Source organism: Sphingobacterium sp. NGMCC 1.201703 (genome assembly GCF_047784615.1).
Lineage (GTDB): Bacteria > Bacteroidota > Bacteroidia > Sphingobacteriales > Sphingobacteriaceae > Sphingobacterium.
Genome location: NZ_JBLOHD010000005.1, coordinates 325,860 through 352,208, shown reverse-complemented (window position 1 = coordinate 352,208; position 26,349 = coordinate 325,860). Strand labels below are relative to the sequence as shown.

Here is a 26,349-nt window from a genome sequence, read left to right as displayed (position 1 = left end):
ATGGTAAAAATACAAATAATATCTATTTTTTTTTAACTTGCATATATGGATGGAATCGATTATAGTTTGTTTAGTGGCTTTCGCCTATTAGATGTTATCGATATTATATTGGTGGCGATTATTATCTACTATATCTATAGTCTGATCCGGGGTACTATCGCCGTAAATATCCTGATCGGAGTTGCCTTGTTTTACGGGGTTTATATTGTTGTCAAACAGATGCACATGCGTCTATTGACCGAAATATTTGGCGGATTTATATCTGTCGGATCCATTGCGCTGATTGTGGTATTCCAGCAGGAAATCAGACGCTTTTTGCTCCATGTGGGTAAAAATATATCGATGAAACGAAAGAAGGTTTTCTGGTCGTTTTTGGGGAATAAGAAAGCCATACAAAAAGACCTTACTGAGGATCTGAGACCTGTCGTGGAGGCCTGCAGAAGCATGTCGCGTACACGGACTGGAGCATTACTGGTTTTTTCAAAATATTTTGATGAGGAATATTACCAAAGCAGTGGTGAATATATTGATGCACAAATTTCAAAACGTTTAATAGAGAGTATATTTCATAAAAACAGCCCGCTACATGATGGCGCGGTAGTGATTGTCGATTTTAAGATTATGACGGCTTCTTGTGTGTTGCCGCTATCGGATAGTGAGGATTTGCCACTGCAATTTGGCCTGCGCCACCGTGCAGCAATCGGGGTTACTGAAATCTCCGATGCAATAGCGGTCATTGTTTCCGAAGAAACCGGGGAAATCTCGTTTGCAAAGGACGGTAATGTGAATATGAATGTTTCACCTGAAGAACTGGAACAATTGCTGAAAGACGAATTATAAAAATGAAGTTGGTTCAAAATAACAGAAGACCCAGCGCATTGAATATTCGATAAGAGCGGAGAGAGGCATGCGAAAGAAATGAACAAAAAAGGGGGTATCCAAAAACGCGGATCCCTCTTTTTTGTTATACAGTTTTCAATGCCTTATTTTTTTGCAGCATTGATGATTTGTGTATTCAATTTGATGTATTCGCTATTTTTACCTTCGGTAGCGACTTCTACTCCTTTCGTAGCTGTTTCAAGCGCGCCTTTTTTATCGCCAGCTTTTAATTGTGCTTTCGCTTTCCAGTATAATACATGGGCAGCCTTGGGTTGTGCTTTGGCTGCTTCGTCAAACCAGGCTAGCGCTTTTTTCTCGTCTAGATTGTTGTTGAAATAGTACTGTGCTGCGGCGAAATAAGGTTTTTTATCCCCTTTCATAGCTTCGTCAATAGAAGCAATAATTTTTGCCTGTTGATTAACTTTAAGATCAACTTTTATGGCTGTTTTATCCCATGCAAGAGTTAACACAGCGCCTGTTGTTGTCACATTATCGAAAGAGATTGTAAATGTTTCGACCGGATTGCTTAAATTCTGTGGTTTAACGCTGAAACGCAGCGCATCTTCGGACTGGTTATAGGTATAGGCTCCCCATTGCTTGGTATTTTTGCTAATAATTACCGTCCACTCGTTCTTGTTAGGGATAGTAAATAATGCGTAGGTTCCCGCAGTAAGCTTCTGTCCATTTAGGCTAACATCGCCTTCGAAGGTCAAAGTCGTGTTCGTATTGGCCCCGGTACGCCATACCTCATTATAAGGGACAAGTTCACCAAAAATCTTACGACCATTCATGCTCGGACGACTATAGTTGAGAGTTACATTTTCGATTCCCAAGCCCTGGGTAATTGTTTGGGCACTACTTGCTGCCGGTAGTTTTAACTGGGCAAAGGATTCATTTGCAGTAAACATTAGGGCTGCTGCAAAGGCAATGGCAAAGAATTTCTTTTTCATTTTGTTAGCTAATTACTTTGTGAGCTCAAGCGCTCGATTATTAATTGAATATGAATTTGCGAATTAATGGCTAAGGCTCGTTTATTTCGAATGATGCACTTTGCATTGCGGCACATACCTTGAATTCTGTCGTAAAAGCACCTAGATTCATCACTTAAAAATAGGAAGAATTTCACACAAAAGGGCATCTATTTTTTTAGATGCCCTTTGTTATAATAATATTCGTTTTGATATTAGTTTTCTTTGCCAATTTTATGTCCTTTGGCTGCAAAGAATAGGATATATAGATATGCCGGAACCATTGCATAGAGAAATGCATGCTGGAAATCAACATGTAAGGTGTCTTTTAAATAGCCATATATCAAAGGCCAGATTGCGCCCCCGGCTATACCCATAATCATAATACCCGAGCCTGTCTTTGTAAAACGACCTAATCCTTTTATTCCAAGTGGGAAAATTGCTGGCCACATCAATGAATTTGCTACACCTAATAGGGCAACAAAGATATAAGAGGTTAGTCCTGTAGAGAACGCGGAAATGGCGGTGAAAGTAATTCCCACAATTGTACAGATACGTAAAGCAGTTTGTTGCGATACAAATTTTGGAATAGAAATAATACCAATGAAATAACCAACTAACATACATACCAATGTGAAAGTTGTACCATACTTAACAAAAAATGGTGGAAGAGATAATAATCTGCCATAAGTTCCGATGATATCACCTGCCATCACTTCTACTGCTACACAGAAGAAAATAGCTAAAAACCCTAAAAATAAATGCGGAAACTGGAAGATGCTTGTCTTTTTTGTTCCTGTAATTGTCACTTCATCTGTTGTTTCTTCTTCCTTATTGACATCAACCTCTGGCATTTTTACCGCAAATACGACAATAGCAAGAATGGCTACGCCAATAGCTACACCGATATAAGGACCGTGAAGCCTTTCGGATAATTCTGCGAGTAAAGCATCATGCTCTGCTCCAGCTTTAAGTTCTTTGATTCTGCTGGAAATACTGTCGTAATCTTTTAATAGGATACTTCCCAAAACCACTGGTACAATCATGCCCGCTGTTTTATTGAAAATACCTACGATAGAAATCCGTTGGGCGGCACTTTCTATGGGCCCAATGATACTGAGGTAAGGATTAATTGCTGTCTGCAATAAGGCCATACCTGAGGCCTGAACAAAGATCGCAACAAGGAAGAGCTGATAGCTCAAGTTGGATGCCGCCGGAATAATGATAAGTGCACCAATAATAATTAAGACCAAGCTGGCTACAAGACCATTTTTAAACCCTATTTTGCCCAGGATCCATGAACTTGGCAATGCAAGGAAGAAATAGGCAATATACGATGCAAAAAGGATTAAAAATGCTTGTGTATCTGTCTCCAAATTAAATGCTAGTCGTACAAATGGAATCAACGCCCCATTAGCCCAGGTGATATACCCCAGAATAAAAAATAATGCACAGCAAATGAGCATAGGAACTATTGCTGTTTTACCCGAATTAGGATTAGTGGTCATTTTTTTAATTATATTTTAGTTAAGTTATCGTTCATGGATTGGAATCTGTCAAAAAAGTAACGTTAGACAAACGATTGCATGCTATTTTTGATGATTTTTAAATGATCCATCTTACAAGACTACTTAATTTTCTTGAATATCGGAAATAAATAAAGTGGTATTTTGATAATTATTTGGCAAAAAAAAGAAGAATAAATTGTAAAAATTATTCTTCTTTTGTTGCAAATATTGTTGATTTCGAATTACATGGGATTGATAAATCGAGTTAGCAAATCGGTGCTTATTTTGGCACGATGGCTACTGTAAGTCTTGAGATACAATTCAGTTTATTGAAGCGGTCATACATTTTTATCTCCCAGATATGGGTTGACCGACCTATATGTATCGGGCTACATTTTGCGGTGATGATTCCACTGCTCACCGGTCGGATGTGATTGGCGTTTACTTCGAGACCTACGCCACGATATTTGTCGGGGTCAACCACCAAATTAGAAGCAATACTCCCTAAAGATTCTGCGAGTACTACAGATGCACCCCCATGTAGGATGCCATGCGGCTGCTTTACATTGTCTGTAACGGGCATGGTTGCCGTAATACCATTATCATCTATTTCGGTTGCCCTGATTTCCAATAAACCTGAGAGGTATTTATTGAAAAAGACATTTATTTCCTCAATGCTGTAAGGCTGAAACCAAATTTTTGACATCGTCTGAATTTAAATAACGTTCCTGAATGATGATACGGTGATGATTGAGATGCCCTGCAATCACATATAATAATGCTTTGACACTGGTGAGTCGTTCTGAGGCCATGCCTTTGCGTTCTAATTCTACATCGTTAAAGCTTTTGAACAGCATCAGGTTGGCCTTGCGTAAATAAGTAAATTCTTTACTTAGACTTTCCAATGTCCGGTCATTGTAGCGGGAATATTGAATAAGGTAGTCTTGGTCATACCCTGCGAGCTCTTTCAGGTCATTGCGCGAAAAACGTAACGCACGGTAGGCCATGATCCGTTCATTATCGATGACATGTCCGACGACCTCTTTGATGGTCCATTTATCTTCGGCATATTTGAAATTGCCTCTTTCTTCTGGAATAGCGTCCAGAAATGCAGGAAAGGAGAGCGTCTGTTCTTCCAATGCATCTAATACGTTATCGACTACAGTCTCAATATAAGGTGCGTAGACTGCCGGATATTCGTCAGATTTGAGTGGCTTCATATTTTAAGTTGCTTTTTAAGATTATTCGAAATGTTGTTCCTTTACCTATTTCAGATTCTTTAACAAAGATTTGTCCTTGGTGATATCGTACCATTCGTTTGGTTAGGCTAAGACCAAGTCCCCAACCTCTTTTGCGTGTTGTAAAACCTGGCTGGAAGACAGATTCAAAATTTGATCTTGGAATTCCCTTGCCCGTATCACTAATGTCTATAAAAATTTCTTCTTTCGCAATATTTTGTGAAATATTAACAGTTATCTTTCCCTCTGTGCCAATAGCATTTACGCCGTTTTTCAATAAATTTTCAATGATCCAATCGAAGAGCGGAATATTGAGTTTGGCCTCCACGTGCTTATCGCCATATAATTCGAATATGATCTTGTTACTGGTCCGTATGCGGAAATAATCGATGTAATTTTTGATCACATCATAGAGATTGTGATTGGTCAGCACCGGTGTTGAGCCTATTTTTGAAAAACGATCAGCGACAATTTCCAATCTTTTAATATCATTTTCCATTTCATTGAGTGTATCGTCTTGTTCCGCGTCAAATTTGATCCTGATAAGCTCTAACCAACCCATTAAGGATGATATTGGAGTCCCCAATTGGTGAGCGGCCTCTTTGGTCAGTCCCACCCAGACTAGATTCTGCTCGGATTTTCTAATGGAATTGAAAACGGTATAAGCTATAATCAGGAAGAGGGCGATCAGTGACAATTGAACATAGGGAAATACCCGCAATTGTTGCAGAAACCAGGAATCTTTATAGTAAACATGCCATTTTTGGCCATTTTCCAATTCAAGGGTAATGGGCGGATGACTCTTTTTCATAAAGGCGAGCTGTTTCTGAAAATATGCGGGGTCGTAATCCAGTTCATTTGTAACACTATCATTCTGAATCGGCTTAATATTAGTCTTGGTTGAATCCAGATTACGCCAAAAAATAATATCGTTTTTATCGTCAGTAATAATTGCCGGCAAATTTAAACTATCTCTGACCGCGTAGATGAATGTGATGAATTCATCGTCTACGTCGGGCATAGTCATGATATTTTTGGTACTCATAGCCCATACTTCTGCCTTTGAACGTTCGGCATGGGCAAGGTTACGAACAAGATAATTGGTATAAACCAATGATGCAATGGCAATAATTGCCGCAAAGATGAGCAAAATAAATTTCCAACGCTGTTGGCTTATCTGAGAGGATTTCATGATTCTGTATGTTGTACTCTATTGCAAATTAATGAATAAATGTCTGTTTTTTGCACTTTTATTTGACCTTGAGAGTCATCCTGTTATCCAAATCAAAAATTTTGTGGTAATTTTGCCGCATGAGTTCAGAAAGAAGAGTAAGGGTGCGATTTGCACCGAGTCCTACTGGTGGTTTGCACCTTGGAGGCGTACGTACAGCATTGTTTAATTTTCTCTATGCTCGTCAGCATAAAGGAGATTTTATTTTACGTGTCGAGGACACGGACCAAACCCGTTTTGTCCCTGGGGCCGAAGAATATATCAACGAATGTTTAGCGTGGTGTGGTCTGTCTCCGGATGAAAGCCCATTACAGGGTGGTCAATATGGCCCTTACCGTCAAAGTGAACGAAAACCGTCGTACCGCAAATTTGCTGAACAGTTGATTGCAGACGGATATGCTTATTATGCGTTTGATACTGCGGAGGAACTGGAAGAGCAGCGTAAGCTACAACCTAATTTCCGTTATAGCCACGAAAACAGGCTGCAATTGCGTAATTCTTTGAGCTTGAGTGAGGCCGAAACGCAACAATTACTAGATTCCAGCACACCGCATACTATACGAATAAAGATCCCAACAGATGAAACAGTGTCTTTCACCGATATGATCCGTGGTAAAGTCGCTTTTGATACCAATCTTGTCGATGATAAGGTGCTGCTTAAAGCGGATGGAATGCCAACCTATCACTTAGCCGTGGTTGTGGATGATAAGGCGATGGAGATCTCACATGTTTTCCGTGGCGAAGAATGGTTGCCTTCAGCACCGATTCATGTGCTGTTATGGGAATACCTAGGTTGGGCTGACAGCATGCCGCAATGGGCGCATCTTCCGTTAATCCTGAAGCCGGATGGAAATGGAAAATTAAGCAAACGCGATGGTGACCGTTTAGGATTTCCTGTATATGCCATGAATTGGACAGATGCAAAATCGGGTGATACAACAAAGGGATTCCGTGAAATGGGATTCCTGCCAGAAGCTTTTGTCAATATGCTTGGTGTATTGGGTTGGAACGATGGTACAGAACAAGAGCTATTTTCTTTGGAGGAGTTGATCCAAAAATTCAGCGTTGACCGTATCAGCAAAGCTGGAGCAAAGTTTGATTTTGAGAAGGCAAAATGGTTCAATCACGAATGGATTAAACGTTCTTCAAGTGATTCTTTATTACCTCAGATCAATGATGTATTGGCTCAACATCAGATCAAAGTAGAGGATGCTTATGTGAACCGTGTTTTGGCTGCCGTCAAAGAGCGATTAACTTTTGTAGAGGATTTTTGGACTCAGGCTTCTTTCTTTTTTGTACAGCCAGCCGAATACGATCTGAATGCGGTAAAACCAAAATGGTCAACTGAAAAGACAGCATTCTTTGAAAATATAGTGACATCATTTGAAGGCTTTACAGAATGGAAAGCAGCGGAGCTTGAATCATTCTTTAAAGAAGCAATTCAAAACTCGGGGATGAAGATAGGCGAGTTGATGATGCCATTCCGGATTATGCTGGTTGGTGGAAAATTTGGTCCTGATGTTTTCCAGATTGTTGAATTACTTGGACAGCGTGAAGTCATTGAGCGCATAAAGAAAGCACTTCAGGAATTTGACGCTTAAACACTACAGTATATATATTGTAAAAAAAGCTGTTGCAACTTATTGCAACAGCTTTTTTTATAGGTATGAAATCCGCAACCGCATGAATATTGCTTTAGCTGGGGTAAATAGAAAAATGATCAGTGTGATGAATGCTCCCAATATCCCGAGATAAGTAAATATTTCCATATTACTGACCAGAGATGCTTGTTGACTAAGTGTTGCCTGTAAACTTTTGCTGGCGAGATTAGTGGCCAATTGATCGCTGGATGTTCCCAAGTATTTTTCGACCAAAGCGCTCCAATAGGCGACTGTGATTGGATTGCTCATATTTAAGTGTTGTTCGATCTGGATGAAATGTTTTTGATTTAAGGTGTAACTGATGTTCTGAATTAGCGCAAAACCAATATTGGTACTCCAGAATCTAACGGTCGTACCCATTAAACCTGCATTGCCCGCATGATGTGGAGCAACCCCTGTTATAATATAGATCACAAGTGGTGTAAAGAGCCAGCCCTGTCCGATTCCCTGAATAAATAGTGGCAGGCCTATGGCCCAAATTGTGGTATCGGGGTAGAACGTGGGAACAAACAAAAAGCAGGATGTGGTCAACAGGAGGAACCCCAGGCCGAAAATGTATTTCGGTGATACTTCACGCAGTAAGAGTACTCCTGAGCTACCTACTCCCACTATGGTCCCAAGTACATTAATGTATTGGATATCGACGATGTAATGCCAGGGCCATTTCCATACATTGGCCATGACGGTGTAGACATTGTTGAGGCTGCTTCGGATCAAATAAAATAGGAAAAATAGGATAACACCAAAAATAATGTTCTTATAGCTCAAAATTTCAAAATGAAATAGTGGTCGTTTTACGAGATGTTGTTTGATGATAAACAGTGCACCAAAAATAAGGAAAAGTGCGAGGTTAATTGATATTGCCTCATTTTCGAACCAATAATATTTTCGGCCATAAATTAATACATATGCACCACAACTTAACGAAAGTAACAGGAAGAGGCAGCTGGCTAGATCCAATTGATGAAGTGGGAATTTTCGGCTTAATCTGTTGTTATTCAAGAGTAGTAATGCAATCGCGATGACCATCAAATGCCAATAGAGTACAACATGGATCATATCTTCCCAGCCATAATCCATAATACTTTCTTTTAGAAGGGATGTTGTTATGGTGCCACCTGTCAGCATAAAAGTGTACAAGAAGAAATAAGCAATGGTTCGACTTTTGGAATGCCTGATTTGCATCATCAGCAAGGGAAGAAAACATGCCCCTTCAAGTACACAGAAAATGCCTTCAATCACTCTGAGCACAGCAATGACAAATGGGTCTCTGGTCAGGGAGATTGCTAATAGAATGAGGATGGATACTGTACAGGTCAAAAGTATATATGTCCTTACCCGAAAGAATGCAAATAGCCGGTTAAATATCAATAGTGCTACAACAATAGCACCGTACATCAATGAAAGGAAATACTGTATATCCTCCATTTCGATGGCTAATGTGGAAGCTGTAAAAGCTGTATTGGAATGAAAAAGGGACATCAACATGAGATGCGGAAACATGGCCAAAATCATCATGGGAAGTTTAATCCATTCGGGTACCCACTTATAATATAAAGATGTATTTGAACTCATGAATGATTAAGATTGATGAGCGGCATGAACTACGACGTTCATGCCAGCACGTAGTTTTGTTAAGTCCTGTTTTGGTGAGAAGATAATTTTGATCGGTATACGCTGTTCAATTTTAACGAAGTTTCCGGTTGCGTTATCCTGAGGTATGACCGAAAATCTAGACCCTGAGGCTGGAGAAAAGGAGTGGATGATACCTTTGAGATGTAAATTTGGAAAGGCATCTACTTGTATATTCACTTCGGTACCTTCGGCGAGATTCGCTAGTTGGGTCTCTCTAAAATTCGCATTTATCCATTTTTCTTCACTGACAACATTGACCAAAGTTTGTCCTTCTTTAACAAATTGTCCGGGTTGGATTGTTCTTTTCCCAACAAAACCGTTGTATGGTGCAGTCACTATCGTATAGGAAAGGAAGACCTCCGCATTGTTTTTTGCTGCTTGTTTAATATCGATATTTGCTTTGGCAGGTAGCTCGTTGGCTTTTTCTTTGCTTGTATTTAATTGTGCAGCGGTGTATTCTTCCTGTAAGGCATTGAGTTGCGCCAAAGAAATTTCATATGCTGCCTTGGCATTATCGTATTGTTGTTTGGCCACAGCATCTGCTTCAAACAAATTTTTAAATCGTCTATAATCTTGTTCCGTTTGCCATACACTCACTTTGGCAGCTTCTAATTTTGCTTTCTGGACAGAAATACTATTGGCGGTGACATTTGTGCTTTTGACAATCACTTCGGCATTCCGCTGACTACTTCGAAGTTCGGCATTCGCCATATCTACTTTGGTTTGATACTCGCTGGCATCGATGAGTAATAAGGTGTCGCCGCGATGCACATATTGATTTTCTTCAAATCTGACTTCTTTCACAAAGCCTGCTATCCGACTTGCAACTGGTGTAACATACTGTTCTATCTGAGCATCGTTTGTCGTTACGTGCTGGCTAGTAAATAGCAGATGTTTACCCAAAATGCCGATCCCTACGAGCAGTAGGGTCACGGCAAATACAACTAAAACTTTATTAAATCCCTTGGTCTTATCTTTATTTTCTTCTTTAACCATTATTGTTTTTATGAATATTTAAATGCTTTTTCGTCCATTCCCCTGGTAAGGTATGGATGATTTGTGTCCCATGTTCCAATCGGCAATTTCCAAATAGGATGGTAAATTGTTCGTAAAACAAGATTGCCTGGATACGCTGTATAGGATACAACGGTAAGCAAGGAGTGAAACTGTTTACAAAGATACTGCTGTCGATGGGAGTTTAGTTTTGTATAGTCGGACGGATATTTGTTCATTTGCGCCATGTTGCGAAAAAATGTAATTTTAAATCATGGAACAGGAGCAATTGAGGGCTATTGACGACAATCAATACGACTTTTATGTGTGTCATACACATGTAGATCGGATTGATCCCCGTGAATATATACATCAGAAAGCACGATTACTTTATGCGGATGGTGGTATTATACATGTTTTTACTGTCACCAAACATTGGTATTTGCCGGGTCGGTTTTACATGTGGATTCCCGCGAATACTGCTTATCATCTGGAGAGTTCCAGTTCGCATATTCACTTGTATAGCTTTTACTTCAAAGAACTGGAGGGAGTTCATCCGGTTCTTTTGGATCCCAATATATTTTTGAGCAACGACCTGATGCGAGAGATGTTCTTGTTCGCGAAGGATTGGGAAGGTGGAATCAGCAGAAAGACCAGCTATTCAAAGTATTGTTTACTACGGGCGATGATGGCTATTGTTCCTGAGATGAGTCCGCCGATAGATGCATTCCCTATGCAACATCCTTATCCTAAAAGCGAAAAGCTTCGACGTATTGCCCGATATTTGAACATGTATATTGATCAAACCTTTACTATCGACCAAGTGGCGGCGCAATTTGGAATGAGCAGTAGATCCCTTTCCCGACTTTTTAAGGAAGACATGGGTATCAGCTATATCCGGTTTTTAAGAGCTATACGTATTGCAAAAGCTTTGGAGCTAATGGCTGAAAATACCTATTCTATTCTGGAAATTGCTATGCGGATTGGCTATAGCGAATTATCTTCTTTCAGTAACATCTTTACGCGTGTAACGGGTATTCGGCCTTCGGTTTATATGTCGAAAATTAATGAATACAAAAATTGATAGCTTTAGATTAAGCCAAAAGCTCGTGCAGATCTTCCTGAGAAAGTGATTTTATAAAACTCTCTTCTGTTGTGATAAGACTCTGTGCAATGGATTTCTTCTTATTTTGTAACGCCAATATTTTCTCTTCCACCGTATCTTTACTGATGAATTTATAGATAAATACATTCCGTGTCTGCCCAATACGGTGCGAGCGGTCTACGGCTTGTTGTTCTACGGCAGGGTTCCACCATGGATCCAATATAAAGACGTAATCTGCTTCAATCAGGTTGAGCCCTACACCACCAGCTTTGATTGATATTAAGAACAATTTGGTATTGTTGTTTTTGCGAAACTGGCTTACTGCTTCATCACGGTTTTTCGTGCCGCCATCCAGATAGGCATAGTTAGTGCCTTTCTTATCGAAATATTGCCTGAAAATATTGAGCTGTTTAACAAACTGCGAGAAGATAAGGACTTTATTTCCCCGTTGCATTACCATTTCAAGGGTTTCAATGACGGCATCAAATTTTCCTGAATCACCCAAAAAGTCCTCATCAACCATTTTGGGATGATTGGCTAGCTGGCGAAGTTTGGTCAGTCCCTGTAATAGTGCAATCTGCGTTGATTTTGGCTTGTTGTCCAATTGTCCATCAAGAATGGCATTGCGATATTCCGATTTAACTTTTTCATAGAGTTCTGATTGTTTATCGGTCATTTCACAATAGAGCACTTGTTCAGTTTTTGGCGGTAGTTCTGTTGCGACCTGATCTTTTGTTCGTCTTAAAATAAAAGGTTTGACAATCGCCTGAAGACGTTGGGCTTTTTCTTCGTCCTTTTTCTTTTCAATGGGTTGGACAAATTCCTTTTGGAAGTAGGTGTAACTTCCCAACAACCCTGGGTTGGTAAAGTGCATTTGTGCCCAAAGGTCGGATACTGAGTTTTCAACAGGGGTACCGCTTAAAGCCAGTTTATTTTTGCTTTTCAGACTCTTTATAGCCTTAAAAGATTTTGATGTGGGATTTTTAATGTTCTGGCTTTCATCGAGGATAATGTAATTGAAATAAAAGCCACTCAATATATCTTCATCAATACGTGCTATGCCATATGTAGTGATGACCAGGTCATATTTTGCAAATAATGAGGCATCTTTGATACGATTATTTCCAGTATGCAGATGAATCTTGAGTTGGGGAGCAAATTGTTGTGCTTCTTTTTGCCAATTGTAAACAAGTGATGTTGGCAATACCAGAAGTGAGGTGTGCACTTCCTGCTGATCGGCAAGCTGCTCTTTTTGTTGTTGTAACAGAGCTAAAGTCTGTATAGTTTTACCTAAACCCATATCATCTGCGAGGCAACCGCCAAACTTGTACTGTTTTAGAAAGTTAAACCAGTTATAGCCCGCTTTCTGATAAGGTCGGAGATTTCCTTTAAAATTCTTTGGTTCAGGAATATCGACAATTTCCTCGAAAGTAGCGAGGTTTTGCAGTTTTCGGTTGAAAACTAATTTCGTGTGTTCGCTGATCTCAAAGAGTAAACCGATATGCACTTTATTTAATTTAAGTTCGTGTCTATCAGTAGAAAACTGGAAGAGATGATTGTATTGTGCGAACCATTCCTCAGGAATCATAGCGATTTCACCATTTGGAAGCGTAAATTCTTTGATATTGTTTAGAATATGGTTTCGTAAGTTTATAAAGGGAATTTCATAAGGGCCGAATTTAGCGATAGCACTGATATCGAACCAGTCATTGTCCTCATCAATAGCAATGTCCAACGAGGTATGCCCGATGAAAAAGCGTTTTTGTTCACTGTTTTGTATAATCTGAAATCCCAAGGCTTTTATTTGTTCCTGGTGATTGTTCATCCAATCAAATACAGAGATGTTTTTTCCGGATTGAATAGACGGGGCAAGCAATCCCATCTGACGATCTAGCTCCTCTAGGCCCAATTCTTTCAGATGCTCCTGCTGTTGTTCCTCCCATTGTAAAGAGCGTTTTACCCGATGAAAAATATATAGGTCTTTTTCCTCATTATATTCCATTCGGACTGTCACTTTATTTTCAGCTCCAGCAGTGAAGGTATGGACCCCATATTTGAATTGCAATTGTAATTTTGAAGTGCCATCTTCCACGTAGATCAAATGGAGTAAAGGAACGGCTTGGTGCTGATGTGTCTGTATCTCGAAACCTTCAGCATAGACATGGTAGCGTTCAATTAATCCGCAGACAAAACTTTCAAAATATTTCTTTTCTGTGCTTCTTCCAACAGAAATGTATCGTTTGTTGAGAAAGGGACTTAATTTTTTCCCTTCCAGGGCCTGATCAAAATAGTATAAGGTATTGTTTAAAAGTAGCCATGCCTGCGCATTGGTCAATACAATGGCATTTTTGAACATAAACTCCAAGCGCTGATTTTCGTATTTTATCGTTGGGAAGTAGCGTGTTTCCTCTTCATTTCGGCGAAAATGGAATAAGATTGAGGCTGCTGAGGTCGCGCGTTTAATTTCCTGATCCGCTGGATAACCGTCTTTACTCATCATAAAAAGCGGTTTGTCTCCGATAGCCTCAAAAAATTGAATCATCTTTTCATCAATCTTTGGGCGCAACAAGTCATAAAGTTTTTTGTCAAAGACTTTGGAGAAAAAGTCTACGGGCCTGATCGCTTTTTTATAATACTTTTTGATAAGGTTTGTCTGTTCGATATCGTCAAGTAACCGGATGAGCTTATAGTCTACCTCATCCAACTCTGCAGCATAGGCATCTACGGTATTACTAAATATACGTTGATACCGTAGTGAGTAAGTCCCATTAGGATTGAGTTTGACCATGTGTGGCTCAATGAGATAGCCAAGATAGGGGTGCTCACAAATAGAATAAACGATTTTATATACTGGAAATGACTTAGACTGTTGCATTAAAAATAGCGGACCTTGTAAATAAAGGTATCTAATATACGATAAAATATAGTCAAAAGTGAAAATTAAAAGGTAAAAAATGAGGATTCCTAGGAATCTTCTAGTAGGTTAGATTAACGGCTCAAATCTTTTGTTCGATTTTTAAATTTTTATCCAATTCTCTTGATTAAAGCCTAAAAAAGTCCTTCAAAAACAAATTGAGCTGGACCTTTTAGGAATACTTCTGTAAAATTGTGGCCGTCTTTATGGAACGAGACATACAGTTGGCCGCCTAATACACGAATTGGGATATTGATATCACCTTGAAGCTCTGATTGTAGTGCTACGGCCATCGCTGCGGCAGTAGCCCCAGTGCCACAGGCATACGTTTCGTCTTCTACGCCACGCTCAAATGTGCGTAGGAAATAGCCCTGTTCTTCTTTTTCTATAAAATTAACATTAATACCTTCTTTGGCATATGTGGCGTTATTACGGATCGCGAAGCCGTCCTGAAATACATTTTTTTCTTTCAGGTTTGTAACGAAGGAAACATAATGGGGAGAGCCCGTTTGTAAAATATAAGCTTCGCCATCACGTCCAAATTCGCGGACATCAATCATCTGCAGGTTGACAAGATCAGCTGATAAAGAGGCATGATGTACGCCGTCTACTGCCAAAAAGGCAGTTTTGTCAGTAATAACGCCCAAATCGTGTGCAAAGGCTACGATACAACGCCCGCCATTGCCACACATGCTGCCTTCACGTCCATCGGCATTATAATAGATCATCTCAAAGTCGTAATTTTCTTTATTCTGGAGCAGCATCAGACCATCTGCGCCAATACCAAATCGGCGGTCACAAAGTCTTTTGACCAGTGCTTCATCGGTACGGTTGAATGAATTGTCGCGATTATCCACTAAAATGAAATCATTTCCCGCTCCTTGATATTTTGAAAATCTTACTTTCGATGCCATTATGTTGATTTGTAGTAACAAAAATACGTTTTTTTGTTACAAAAAAGCGGTAGAAAGTTAAGATTTGTTAAAATTATTGCATTTGTCTAGCAATTAACATTTTTTAACGTGTCGGATTTTCCGAAGGCCTTGAAATGGTATTACATTTGAACATATCCGAATAAAATCGGTAATTTTAAGAGCAAAAATTATCAGCATATATTAAGACAATAAAATATAAATAAGTTTATGAATAAAGTCGGTTTAACGCTATTAACAGCTGTTTTCGGTGGAGCAGTAGCATTAGGTGGTTACAAGCTTATTGAGAATAAGAAATTAGATGGCATGTCTTTCGAAGAGAAACAGAAAGTTTATTTTGCCAATAATCCTACAGGAGTAATGTCTTCAACAGGTAATCCTGATTTTACGCAGGCCTCGGCTGCTGTAGCTCCTGGGGTGGTGCATATTAAGACAACGTACAGCAGAAAAGGTTCACAACAATCACAGGGATCTCCTTTTGATATGTTTGAAGAATTTTTTGGTATGCCGCAGGGTGGAGGACGCCGTCAGATGCAGGCACAACCGGTGCAGGCTTCCGGCTCTGGTGTTATTATTTCGGATGACGGATATATCGTTACCAATAACCACGTGGTAGAGGATGCGGATAAGATCGAGGTGGTATTGACAGATAAACGCACTTTTGAGGCAAAATTGATCGGTCGTGATCCAAATACTGATATCGCATTATTGAAGGTCGCAGGCAAAGGACTTCCTGTTGTAAAAATGGGAAATTCAGATAATGTTAATGTGGGCGAATGGGTGTTGGCGTTTGGTTACCCGCTTGGCTTACAGTCTACCGTGACTGCGGGTATTGTCAGTGCAACAGGTCGCGATATTGGCATTTTAAGAGAGGGGCAACAGCAACGTGGTAATCCTTTTGGAGGAGGTACAGAGCAGCCATTAGCGAGCTCTGCCATTGAATCGTTTATCCAAACAGATGCGGTGATCAATAAAGGGAATAGTGGTGGTGCATTGACCAATGCGTCTGGTGAACTCATCGGCATTAACTCAGCCATAGCGTCACCAACGGGTGTATATGCTGGCTACGGTTTTGCTATTCCGGTTAATCTTGTGAAAAAGATTGCGGATGATTTTGTTGAGTTTGGTAATGTAAAACGTGGTTATATCGGTGTTAGTTATGTGCCTATAACCTCAGAATTGGCTAAAGAAAAAGGTATTACAGAGGTCAATGGTTTATATGTGGAAGAGGCCGTTGCTGGTGGTGCTGCTGAAGCTGCGGGTATTAAAAAGGGAGATATCTTAACGAAGGTGAATGGTAAGGTGATTACAGGTTCTCCAGTATTAAGTGAAACCATCGGTCGTCTACGCCCAGGTGATAAAGTGAATATTACCTATAAGCGTGACGGCAAGGAAAAACAGGTGTCTTTGACATTGAAAGGTGAGGAATCGCTAAAATCAGCTTCTGGTGCGAATGGAAAAGCATCAAAAAGTGCGACTGAAATCTACAACAAATTAGGAGCAAGCTTTATTCCTGCTTCTGCTGCGAAGAAAAAAGAATTGGGCGTAAACTCTGGGGTTGTAGTAACACAGGTAAACCGTGGCGGTATCTTTGATTACTTTGGTGTCGAAAGAGGTTTAGTAATCACAGAGGTGAATGGAAAAGCTGTTAACAGTGTTGATGATATAGAATCTGCATTAGGTGCTACTCAACGTAATATTGTACGCTTAAAAGGTGTATCTCCTCAAGGCGGTGCAGTTCAATTGAGCTTCCCGGTTGAATATTAAAAATTGAATTAAGAATTGGTTGATTAATATAGTTTAGGTGGTTCTAACCGTAAGGTTAGACCACCTTTTTTATTAAAGGATTTCGCTGGAGAAGATTGTAAGATCTTTAATTGTTTTGATGCATTTCTCTTTGAAAAATAGTCCTTACTGAGATATGGTGATAGAGATTGTTTTATATATTATCATCGTCTATTGTGTGCACTGTCATCTTTTGTATTGAATGAATGAGCACAATCTAATCGAAAAATATCTGTGATAAATATTCATCGGAATGTTCCGATCGTAACTGGAAAGTACGATTTCATCAGGGTTTTTTCTTTAATAGGTTAAGTTTAGTTATTTTGTGCAAAAATGTAGAGATAAATGTTGCATAACTATATCCGTGAAGCTTAAAGTGCTTTTGGGAGGATAGTAATGTATGATCTGTCGGAGTTTCGATAGCAATTGAAATTGCAGACTTATCGTATTTTTCTTTTGATTACATTGGTTTAAAAAAAATATTTCGATGAAAATTTTAATGGTCTGTTTGGGAAATATCTGTCGTTCGCCTTTGGCACATGGGGTATTGAAGCAAAAAGTAAAAGATAAACAATTAAACTGGGTTGTCGAGTCCGCCGGGACAGGTGATTGGCATATTGGTGAAGCCCCGGATCGCAGGGCAATTGCGATTGCGAAGAAGTATGGGGTCGATATTTCCGGACAACGGGCGAGACATTTTCAGCCTACGTTTTTTAATGAATATGATCTTATTTTTGTCATGGATCGTCAGAATTTTACGGATGTTTGTGCACAGGCAGAGAACAAAGATGACTTAGATAAGGTACAATTGTTTCTAGATGATGATATCGTTCCTGATCCGTATTTTGATGATAATTTGTTTGACCCCGTCTTTCAGATGATTGACAAGCGATGTACGGAGATGATCAAAAAGATATCCTCGTAAATGACATTGATATTATCTGAATATCGTGAATTAATTCCTAATTTTCGATGGTGAAAAAACTTTAAAGTAAGGCTTTTGGGAAGGTCATCATGTATAAAACGTCGACAGGAGCATCGGTGAATACTATTTTATAAAGGGATGATATGACAAGTCAATAAAGGTAAATTGTCTTTTCCGTTTAAAAGAAAAAAATGAAAGTAGCAGAAGTAAATAAGAAGTGGAGTATCTTACAGGAGGAAATTGCTTCTTTGTTTGATATGGAAAAACCTGACATCAAGGTGTGTTTATTCCTTATCGGTGTGCAGGAGTTAGGGAAAGGTCCGCAGACTTTTTCGAAGCGACAGAAAGAAGAACTGATGCATATCGCAACATGCCGCCTTTTCAGTGCAATGGGGTTCTATACGTTAAAAGGGTTGGATGAAGAGGGCTGGCCGCACTGGGAACTGGTAAAACCCATTCCTAACTATACTTTATTGGAACAGGAACTTATTATGAAGTCCCTAATTATTGATTATTTTGAAGAGTTAAACGTCATCTAAGGTATGAGATTTTTAAAAATTTGTTTAGTAACAATATTTTGTTTTTTGCAGGTCTTGGCATTTGCAGCTAAACCGGAGTATAAGTATGTCCAGATTATTACGGATAAGGGAACCTGTGTATTGCGTTTGTATAATGCGACACCCAAACACCGGGATAACTTTGTGAAATTAGCAAAAAGCAAATATTATGATGGTACCTTGTTCCATCGGGTTATTCAGAATTTTATGATCCAGGGTGGTGACCCAGATTCAAGAAATGCGGTTGGGGGTGCCCAGCTAGGAAATGGAGGGCCGGGTTATACTATTCACGCTGAAATTCAGGACAGTCTATTTCATAAGAAAGGCACCATAGGTGCCGCAAGGGACAATAACCCCGCGAAATCATCTTCTGGATCACAATTTTATCTTGTTCAGGGTAAAGTATTCACTCCTGAAGATCTCAACCGTTTAGAACAGACCCGGATGAATGGGAGGAAATTTTCCGAAAGGCAACGTCAAGCGTATACAACTGTTGGTGGAGCCCCACATCTAGACTGGAATTATACAGTATTCGGTGAATTAGTGCAGGGAATAGATGTTATTGACCAGATTGCAGCTGTAAAGACTGACAAGCACGACCGACCAGAAGTAGACCAAAAAATGAGTATGCATGTGTTGACCAGACGTGAGGCACTCAACCTAGAACGCGAACTTAAAGGTTTAAAACCCCAAACGGGTTTCTTTACTAAAATAGGTGATCTGTTCTCGTCCAAAGACTATTAAAAGTGCAAAATTTCAAAATCTAATATCTAAATATTCATATTCTAAAGAAATGAAAATAGTAACCTATAATGTGAACGGTTTGCGGGCCGCTTTAAAGAAAGATTGGTTGGGTTGGCTGAAAAGTGTGAATGCTGATATCATATGTCTTCAAGAGATTAAAGCTACTCCTGATCAAATTCCGGAGGTAGTTTTGTTGGAAGAAATGGGTTATGAGCATTATTGGTATCCAGCACAGAAAAAGGGCTATAGTGGGGTGGCCATTTTCAGCAAGATTACTCCTACACATGTAGAATATGGATGCGGTCATGAAGACTATGATTTTGAAGGGCGGATCATTCGCGCCGATTTTGATAAAGTATCGGTGATGAGCACTTATTTCCCTTCGGGGACAACAGGGGATATTCGTCAGGATTTTAAATATCGTTTTCTGGAAGATTTTCAGTTATATAGCAATAAGTTGTTAGTTGAAAGGCCTAATTTGGTTGTATGTGGAGACTATAATATCTGTCATCGCGCGATTGATATCCATAATCCTAAATCGAATGCAAACTCTTCGGGATTTTTGCCAGAAGAACGGGAGTGGATGGAAAATTTTATTAATTCGGGATACATCGATTCTTTCCGTCATTTGAATCCAGAACCGCATAATTATACTTGGTGGAGTTATCGTGCTGGTGCGCGATCCAGAAACCTGGGCTGGCGTATCGATTATAATATGGTGTCAAAGCCGCTAGAGGCACAAATCAAATCTTCACAGATTTTGTCAAATGCTGTCCATTCTGATCATTGTCCAGTTTTGCTGGAACTGGATGTGTAGATAAGAATGATCCTAATAAAAAATATGCTGTCTAAAAAGTGACCAGGAAACTCCTGAGCATTCAAATATTTGAAAAAGGGCTGCAGGGGAGCATAAAATTAAAGAAAAACAGGGTTATCCGAACTTTTTTGGATAACCCTGTTTTTATAGAAGTGGCATGTTGATTAATCCATTTAAATGGAGTTCAACCAATCCGCCAAGTCTGTTTCGATAGCTGTTATCTTTAAACCTGACTTTGGATAATAGAGAGTTGTTGTGCCACCTTCTCCGCAATCGTTAAAAATGATTTTGTTACTGGATCTTCTTGATCTATTGCGACAGGGAAACCGTTGTCTCCGGCATCAGAAATCCCTTTAAGCAAAGGTATTTCACCAAGGAATGGTATTTTATATTCTTCAGCCAAACGTTTTCCGCCGCCCTTGCCAAAGATATAGTATTTGTTATCTGGCAGTTCTGCCGGTGTAAAATAAGCCATATTTTCAACAACGCCCAAGAGCGGGATATTGATACTGTCCATTAAAAACATGCCGATTCCTTTGACAGCATCTGCCAGCGCTACCTGCTGGGGTGTGGTGACAATAACTGCTCCGGCGATTGGGAAAGTCTGTGATACCGTGATATGAATGTCACCGGTTCCCGGTGGCATATCAACAACTAGATAATCCAGTTCACCCCAATTGGCATCATTGAAAAGTTGTTTGATCGCCGAAGTGGTCATGGGACCACGCCATGGAATAGGTTGATTGGGATCCGTAAAGAAACCGATTGAAAGTAGTTTTAAACCAAATTTTTCAAGTGGTTCAATTTTAACCTGGCCGTCAGGCATCTCCACAGAGCCGGGTTTGGCTCCTTCCAATCCGAACATCATCGGTAGTGATGGGCCATAGATATCGGCATCCAATAGACCTGTTTTTGCTCCTTTTGCATGGAGTGCGAGGGCCAAATTTGCAGCGACCGTTGATTTTCCAACACCGCCCTTACCTGAGGAAACCAAAATGATATTTTTGATTCCTGAGACTTGAGCCCCTTGTTTACCGACCACATTGGAAGTCATGTTGATCTGGACTTCAAGATTCTTATCAATAAAATGTGCTATGGCGTTGCGGCAAGCATGTTCTATATGGTCCTTTAAGGGACAAGCGGGGGTAGTCAATATAACATCGAAGGCAATTTTTTGGTCTTCGATCTGAATATTTTGGATCATATTCAATGTTACAAGATCCTTTTTTAGATCAGGCTCTTCAACATAGGATAATGCATTTAATATTTGTTCTTTGGTAACCATCTATTATTCATTTGAAATCATGGAATACAAAACTACTCATTGCCGACCAATTTCATGTCATTTGTTTGTTTTTAATGGAATTCGGGGTTATATATCCACTTGGTGTTGAGGAAGGATAGTTCTTCGAAGTTGTTAAATGAGCGCTGTCAATCCTATTAAAACGGGCCAAATGGAGGTGAGGTGCTTACATTTTTATGATAACTGCTTTTTTGGTGTTCGGAAATCCTGAACAATTTTGTCTCCAGTTTAATTGGAATTTTGGATCAGGGATGTTTAGGTTCGTTTATGGGTAATTATAATTGTATATAAAGGCAAATTTATCTAAGTTTGACTATTGATATGCATGGATTTGCATGAAATTGTAATTATGTCCAATCGATTTATAACATCTCTGAAGTCCCGCAAGTGGCGATGGCTTTACATTACTTTTGCTGTTTTCTTGATTTTAGTAATCGCGGTAGGCACTTACGCTTACCAAAAGAGAGACGGGATGCTCATGGGGGCCATCAATAAAGCAAAAGCTAAACTGCTGGAAAAGTATGATATGGACTTGAAAATTCAATATTATGCTTTTCAGGGAATTAATGCGGTGCAGTTTAAAAATATACAGTTGTTACCTAAAAATAGGGAGCCGCTGGCACAAATTAATGATCTGACGGTGTCCGTTAAACTATGGCCGCTTTTATTTGGCGATGTAAAGCTAGGAGAAGTTATTCTGGACAATGCAACGGTGTCTTTGGTCAAGAAAGATACCATTAGCAATTATGATTTCCTGTTTAAGAAACAAAAGAAGGATACAGTCGAGAATGATAATCCGAAACAGAATTTGGCAGCATTGGCGGACCGGCTACTAAAGAACGTATTCTTTAAAATCCCGAATGATCTAGATCTTAAAAATCTTGAGCTTTCTTATAAGGATGATAGTACTTCACAACGTATCGTCATACCTTCTGCTGTTATTGATGACGGTGATATGGAATCTAAGTTTTTGCTGAATGATCATGAGGCTGCCTGGAACTTAACAGGGACAATAGATTCAGATAATCAGGAATGTGATCTACGACTTTTTTCGGATAAGAAGGAGGTGAATCTTCCACTATTGCAGCGCAAGTTTGGTCTCGCTGTTAGTTTTGATGAGATATCCTTTCGATTGGACAAGGCCAATCGGCGCAATAAGGAGTTGCTGGAATTACATGGACAATGGGGCTTTAAAAACTTGAAGATAAATCATTGGCGTATCTCCAGTAAAGATGTTATTTTTCCTGAGGCAATCATGCAGGGGGCATTGAATATTGGCGCTTCTTCTATAGAGGTCGGCAAGGAGAGTACTGTACAGGTAAAAGATTTTGTTTTTTCTCCTTATCTAAAATATGTGCATAAGCCAGAGAAAGAGCTCTTTCTTGCCGTCCATACAGATAAAATCAAAGCACAGGACTTTTTTGATGCCATGCCGGCCGGGTTATTTCCCGGGCTGAATGGTATTCAGGTTGAAGGGCACATTCAATATGATCTAAATTTCGCTTTAGAATTAAAAAGACCTGATAAGCTTCTCTTTTCTTCTAAAATGGATGATAGGGACCTGCAAGTTGTGAAATGGGGAGAAGCGAATATTGGAATGCTGAATACACCTTTTACCTATACAGCTTATGAGGATGGTAAACCTATGCGTGAGATCGTAGTCGGTCCACAAAACCCGAATTTTACTCCATTGGATCAGATTTCCCGCTATATGCAGATTAGTCTGATCAATACCGAAGATCCTTTTTTCTTTAAGCATAAAGGCTTCGAAGAAAAGGCTTTCAAACTCTCTATTGTTACAAATATCAAAGAAAAAGGGTTTAAGCGTGGGGCGAGTACAATATCCATGCAGCTTGTTAAGAATGTATTTCTTAACCGCAACAAGACTGTCGTTCGGAAGCTGGAAGAGATCTTGTTAGTATGGTTGATGGAGCGTTCCCAACAGGTAAGTAAAAAACGTATGTATGAGGTTTATCTCAATGTGATCGAGTGGGGAAATAATGTCTATGGGATTACTGAGGCCGCCCGTTACTATTTTGGGAAAACACCGGCGCAACTCGGTCTTGGAGAAAGTATATTTCTGTCCAGTATCGTACCACGTCCGAAGAAAGGACTTAACTTTTTTGACTGGACGGGGCACCTTAAAGGCAATATGTTGCGCTATTTTAATATCTATGGTCATATCATGACCAAAACGGGACAGATAGGTGTCGATTCGACCACAGCGGCCTATGGTTTTTATGAAGTCGTATTGCAACCAAATCTTCGTGCCGCTAGACCTGCTTTTGTAGACTCGGTAGATACATTGGAAATGGGTGATGATCCATTGCTATTTGATGATTTAGGGGGGGGAGAGGCTGACAACAATCTAGAAGGTATTTCTCTTCCTAAAACGATGAAAAAAATGTCCCATCCTGAAAAACAGGCTGAGGAGATCGCGGAACCGGAGAAGCATAAACGGTCTATTTTTGATAAGATCTTGGGCAGAAACAAAGAAGAAAAGGAAAAAACAGAGACCGAGGCAACGAAAGATCCTAAAAAAACACAGAAGTAGCCTAAGTATATAAGTATAATAGTTGGTTACGGTCGATTTCGGATAGAAATCATACCTCCATATTATTGAGCACATGTTTTGGGCTGAAAATACAAAGGCATGATATTACGAAATAATAACTCGGAGAAGCAGGGTATATGGAAGTGAAAATAATTTAGTGGCACGAGAGTATCGGATTTATTCAATGAGGCAAATGAGCCTGATTGCTTAGTCAGAATTGAAGGACAAATTTAAATAAATGAAAAAAATAGAAATTGACGGATTACTTTTTGAGCCGCTTTTTGAAGAAGAACAGATTCAGAAAAGGGTTCGTTTGATGGGAATAGATATCAGTCTACGATACGAACACAAGCAGCCTGTTTTTATAGGTGTGTTGAACGGTTGTTTTATGTTTATGGCTGATCTGCTCAAACAAATTGAAGTTCCTTGTGAGATGTCTTTTATTAAATTAGCCTCCTATATAGGTACCGGCCAATCTGAATTGAATGAACTTTTAGGATTGGGTATTGATTTAGAAGGAAGGGATGTGATTATCGTGGAAGATATCGTAGATTCCGGACATTCGCTGAAGCACACCTTGGATGCTGTGAAACGGTTAAATCCAGCAAGTGTTATCGCTTGCGCACTTCTGGTCAAACCTGAAGCGCTACAATACCATTTTGAGGAGCTCACTTATGTTGGGTTTGAGATAAGTAAGGAATTTGTTGTGGGGTATGGTATGGATTTTAACGGACTATGCCGTAATCTCCCCGATATTTATAAGAATGTACCTATTTAGATTTTTGCGTTAAGATATGAAAAGGTAGAACTGGATATAGAAATTTGGGTACTACTAGGTCTACTTGCCAGCTGAAAAATAGATCAAGGGACTGGGATAAAATCTACTTACGCGCTTGTTCGTCTCTTATCTTTATCCCTTGATCCTATAACAATGTTGTTTAATATTTAAAGGAACAAGTTTCAATGTGATCATTGACCATGCCCACCGCTTGCATGTAAGCATAACAAATCGTGGAACCAAAAAATTTGAATCCTCTTTTTTTCATATCTTTTGCTATTTTATCAGAAATCTCGGTCGTTGCAGGAACATGTTGCAAACTCGGCCAATGGTTGATCAACGGTTGCTGTTCGGGCAAAAATGTATATAGGTAATTGTAAAAGCTGCCATATTCTAGTTGGATTTTTTTGAACAGCTGTGCATTTGTAATAGTCGATTCGATCTTATTTCGATGTTTAATAATACCGGAATCTTTCAGGAGTGCATCTACATGATCAGCTGTATAAAGAGCGACTTTATCAACATCAAAATTTGCGAAGGCCTCCTGATAGGCTGATCTCCGACGTAGGATCGTAATCCAGCTTAAACCTGCCTGGGCTGATTCCAGTATTAAAAATTCAAATAATGTTTTGTCGTCTTTGACTTGTCGTCCCCATTCTTTATCGTGATAGTTGACATACTGTTCATCAGATCCGCACCATTGGCAGCGTACAATTTCTTTTGACATGTTCTATAAAAGATTTTTGAAGGCAATATAACTTTTTATCCTAACTTTACGACCATAAAAGAGTTTCGAATTTAAACAGTCTGTGATTTCTTCGTCGCCGATAAGAAACAGTTTATTTCAATGAAAGTTAATAACTTTAAATATTTTATTGTATTTGTAATACTCTTTGTGTTTTCGGCTGTACAGGTGAGTGCACAACGACGGACATTGCAACGTGTTGTTCCAGATACGCTCTCCATAGCGGATAGTATAGATGTTCTAAAAGATTCGGTTTTATCACCTAATCAAGAAATTTTGGCATCTCTAAATCCAGCGCTTCAGCAGCAATATCGAATAGTCACTGTAGGGGCTGAGGGCTTGGCTGTTCATAATGTGTATGACTATGATGTGAAACAGTATTTTAAAGGTGAACAACGTAATAATGCCTTGACGAGGCAATATGGGACGCCTAAACCACACCGGGAAAATTGGATATTATTTACTGCACTCTTTTTGATATTTGGAGTTGGGTTAATTCGGGTGTTTTTTCCTTCGGATATTAAATTGGTCTTTCAGGGCTATTTTGACGATCGCGTGTTATTGTCAGTAAGTAAGGAAGATACGATCTTGACCTCTTGGCCATTTATTTTCCTGTTTGTATTGTTTTCAGGAGCAATGGCGCTGTTTGTTAGTTTATTTTATGCTTATGAACTGAACCGCTTCGACTTTATAACCTTCCCCAATTATATTAAAACGATAGGTATGGTTGGTGGACTATTTGCTTTTAAAATCGGTTTCATACGATTTTTATCTTTTGTTTTTGAAATTAGAAAGCTAGTAAAAGAATATGTGACGGTGTTATATCTGATTTATTTTAATACCCTCTTTTTGATGCTTCCCGTGCTGTTAATATTGAGCTTGGTCCCATTAAGTGCGGTAGGAGTAGTCTTACATATGGCTATTGCGGGGGCTATCTTACTTTTTCTATATAGATTTCTCAAGACGGCGGCACATATTATGTCAATGTATAAATTTTCAATTTCCTATTTAATTTTGTACCTTTGTTGCCTAGAAATAGCACCAATATTAATACTGTTAAGATTATTGAGCTAAAAC

Annotated in this window: 22 protein-coding genes; 11 read left to right on the top strand and 11 right to left on the bottom strand. The window is 39.4% G+C overall.

Features of this window, described 5'->3' with window-relative positions; translation table 11 throughout:
* Positions 1–45 precede the first annotated feature (45 nt).
* Positions 46–840 carry a diadenylate cyclase CdaA gene (gene cdaA / locus ACK8HY_RS12435; RefSeq protein ID WP_175992071.1) on the top strand — a complete coding sequence of 265 codons (795 nt, stop codon included), beginning with the start codon at positions 46–48 and terminating at the stop codon, positions 838–840.
* 143 nt (positions 841–983) lie between these two features.
* On the opposite strand, the gene ACK8HY_RS12430 is transcribed toward cdaA, so the two are convergent.
* From ACK8HY_RS12430 to ACK8HY_RS12410, 5 genes are all read right to left on the bottom strand, one after another.
* Entirely contained in the window at positions 984–1,829 is an 846-nt protein-coding gene (locus ACK8HY_RS12430; RefSeq protein ID WP_077437160.1) for a DUF2911 domain-containing protein, read from the bottom strand.
* A gap of 233 nt (positions 1,830–2,062) precedes the next feature.
* A complete protein-coding gene (gene gluP / locus ACK8HY_RS12425) occupies positions 2,063–3,355 on the bottom strand; it encodes a glucose/galactose MFS transporter (RefSeq protein WP_077437159.1) in 1,293 nt (430 codons plus the stop codon).
* Between the two features lie 280 nt (positions 3,356–3,635).
* On the bottom strand, positions 3,636–4,061 hold the full coding sequence (locus ACK8HY_RS12420) for a hotdog fold thioesterase (protein ID WP_077437158.1): 426 nt from the start codon (positions 4,059–4,061) through the stop codon (positions 3,636–3,638).
* Positions 4,027–4,575 carry a DinB family protein gene (locus ACK8HY_RS12415; RefSeq protein WP_077437157.1) on the bottom strand — a complete coding sequence of 183 codons (549 nt, stop codon included), beginning with the start codon at positions 4,573–4,575 and terminating at the stop codon, positions 4,027–4,029. Before ACK8HY_RS12415 ends, ACK8HY_RS12420 begins: the two co-directional genes overlap by 35 nt.
* A complete protein-coding gene (locus ACK8HY_RS12410; protein WP_077437156.1) occupies positions 4,556–5,785 on the bottom strand; it encodes a sensor histidine kinase in 1,230 nt (409 codons plus the stop codon). The genes ACK8HY_RS12415 and ACK8HY_RS12410 overlap by 20 nt, the downstream gene beginning before the upstream one ends.
* Positions 5,786–5,904: 119 nt before the next feature.
* Here ACK8HY_RS12410 and gltX point away from each other — a divergent pair, with 119 nt between their 5' ends.
* Positions 5,905–7,425 carry a glutamate--tRNA ligase gene (gene gltX / locus ACK8HY_RS12405; protein ID WP_077437155.1) on the top strand — a complete coding sequence of 507 codons (1,521 nt, stop codon included), beginning with the start codon at positions 5,905–5,907 and terminating at the stop codon, positions 7,423–7,425.
* Between the two features lie 57 nt (positions 7,426–7,482).
* On the opposite strand, the gene ACK8HY_RS12400 is transcribed toward gltX, so the two are convergent.
* A complete protein-coding gene (locus tag ACK8HY_RS12400; protein WP_139351171.1) occupies positions 7,483–9,060 on the bottom strand; it encodes an MFS transporter in 1,578 nt (525 codons plus the stop codon).
* Between the two features lie 6 nt (positions 9,061–9,066).
* Positions 9,067–10,116: an HlyD family secretion protein gene (locus ACK8HY_RS12395; protein WP_416133787.1), complete on the bottom strand. Its 1,050-nt coding sequence runs from the start codon at positions 10,114–10,116 to the stop codon at positions 9,067–9,069.
* 271 nt (positions 10,117–10,387) lie between these two features.
* Between ACK8HY_RS12395 and ACK8HY_RS12390 the strand changes: the two genes are divergently transcribed.
* On the top strand, positions 10,388–11,197 hold the full coding sequence (locus ACK8HY_RS12390; protein ID WP_077437152.1) for a helix-turn-helix transcriptional regulator: 810 nt from the start codon (positions 10,388–10,390) through the stop codon (positions 11,195–11,197).
* 10 nt (positions 11,198–11,207) lie between these two features.
* Here ACK8HY_RS12390 and ACK8HY_RS12385 read toward each other — a convergent pair whose 3' ends face one another.
* Both ACK8HY_RS12385 and dapF read right to left on the bottom strand, forming a co-directional pair.
* On the bottom strand, positions 11,208–14,093 hold the full coding sequence (locus tag ACK8HY_RS12385; protein ID WP_077437151.1) for a DEAD/DEAH box helicase: 2,886 nt from the start codon (positions 14,091–14,093) through the stop codon (positions 11,208–11,210).
* A gap of 173 nt (positions 14,094–14,266) precedes the next feature.
* Positions 14,267–15,046 carry a diaminopimelate epimerase gene (gene dapF / locus ACK8HY_RS12380; protein ID WP_077437150.1) on the bottom strand — a complete coding sequence of 260 codons (780 nt, stop codon included), beginning with the start codon at positions 15,044–15,046 and terminating at the stop codon, positions 14,267–14,269.
* 228 nt (positions 15,047–15,274) lie between these two features.
* Between dapF and ACK8HY_RS12375 the strand changes: the two genes are divergently transcribed.
* The 5 genes from ACK8HY_RS12375 to ACK8HY_RS12355 all read left to right on the top strand — a co-directional run bounded on the left by ACK8HY_RS12375 (position 15,275) and on the right by ACK8HY_RS12355 (position 19,892).
* Positions 15,275–16,831, top strand: a complete 1,557-nt coding sequence (locus ACK8HY_RS12375) for a Do family serine endopeptidase (protein ID WP_077437149.1) — start codon at positions 15,275–15,277, stop codon at positions 16,829–16,831.
* A gap of 505 nt (positions 16,832–17,336) precedes the next feature.
* Positions 17,337–17,774, top strand: a complete 438-nt coding sequence (locus tag ACK8HY_RS12370; protein WP_077437148.1) for a low molecular weight protein-tyrosine-phosphatase — start codon at positions 17,337–17,339, stop codon at positions 17,772–17,774.
* Between the two features lie 191 nt (positions 17,775–17,965).
* On the top strand, positions 17,966–18,313 hold the full coding sequence (locus ACK8HY_RS12365) for a hypothetical protein (RefSeq protein ID WP_077437147.1): 348 nt from the start codon (positions 17,966–17,968) through the stop codon (positions 18,311–18,313).
* 3 nt (positions 18,314–18,316) lie between these two features.
* Positions 18,317–19,075, top strand: coding sequence for a peptidylprolyl isomerase (locus ACK8HY_RS12360; RefSeq protein ID WP_416133786.1), 759 nt, complete (start codon positions 18,317–18,319; stop codon positions 19,073–19,075).
* Positions 19,076–19,124: 49 nt separating this feature from the next.
* Positions 19,125–19,892: an exodeoxyribonuclease III gene (locus ACK8HY_RS12355; protein WP_077437145.1), complete on the top strand. Its 768-nt coding sequence runs from the start codon at positions 19,125–19,127 to the stop codon at positions 19,890–19,892.
* Positions 19,893–20,115: 223 nt separating this feature from the next.
* Here the strand turns inward: ACK8HY_RS12355 and ACK8HY_RS12350 are convergent, their stop codons facing one another.
* Entirely contained in the window at positions 20,116–21,177 is a 1,062-nt protein-coding gene (locus tag ACK8HY_RS12350) for an Mrp/NBP35 family ATP-binding protein (RefSeq protein WP_077437144.1), read from the bottom strand.
* A 367-nt stretch (positions 21,178–21,544) separates the two neighbouring features.
* Here ACK8HY_RS12350 and ACK8HY_RS12345 point away from each other — a divergent pair, with 367 nt between their 5' ends.
* Positions 21,545–23,749 carry a transglycosylase domain-containing protein gene (locus ACK8HY_RS12345; protein WP_077437372.1) on the top strand — a complete coding sequence of 735 codons (2,205 nt, stop codon included), beginning with the start codon at positions 21,545–21,547 and terminating at the stop codon, positions 23,747–23,749.
* 238 nt (positions 23,750–23,987) lie between these two features.
* Positions 23,988–24,527: a phosphoribosyltransferase gene (locus ACK8HY_RS12340; protein ID WP_077437143.1), complete on the top strand. Its 540-nt coding sequence runs from the start codon at positions 23,988–23,990 to the stop codon at positions 24,525–24,527.
* A gap of 160 nt (positions 24,528–24,687) precedes the next feature.
* Here the strand turns inward: ACK8HY_RS12340 and ACK8HY_RS12335 are convergent, their stop codons facing one another.
* Positions 24,688–25,254, bottom strand: a complete 567-nt coding sequence (locus tag ACK8HY_RS12335; protein ID WP_077437142.1) for a DNA-3-methyladenine glycosylase I — start codon at positions 25,252–25,254, stop codon at positions 24,688–24,690.
* Positions 25,255–25,374: 120 nt separating this feature from the next.
* Between ACK8HY_RS12335 and ACK8HY_RS12330 the strand changes: the two genes are divergently transcribed.
* Positions 25,375–26,346, top strand: a complete 972-nt coding sequence (locus ACK8HY_RS12330) for a DUF4271 domain-containing protein (protein WP_077437141.1) — start codon at positions 25,375–25,377, stop codon at positions 26,344–26,346.
* Positions 26,347–26,349: the final 3 nt, after the last annotated feature.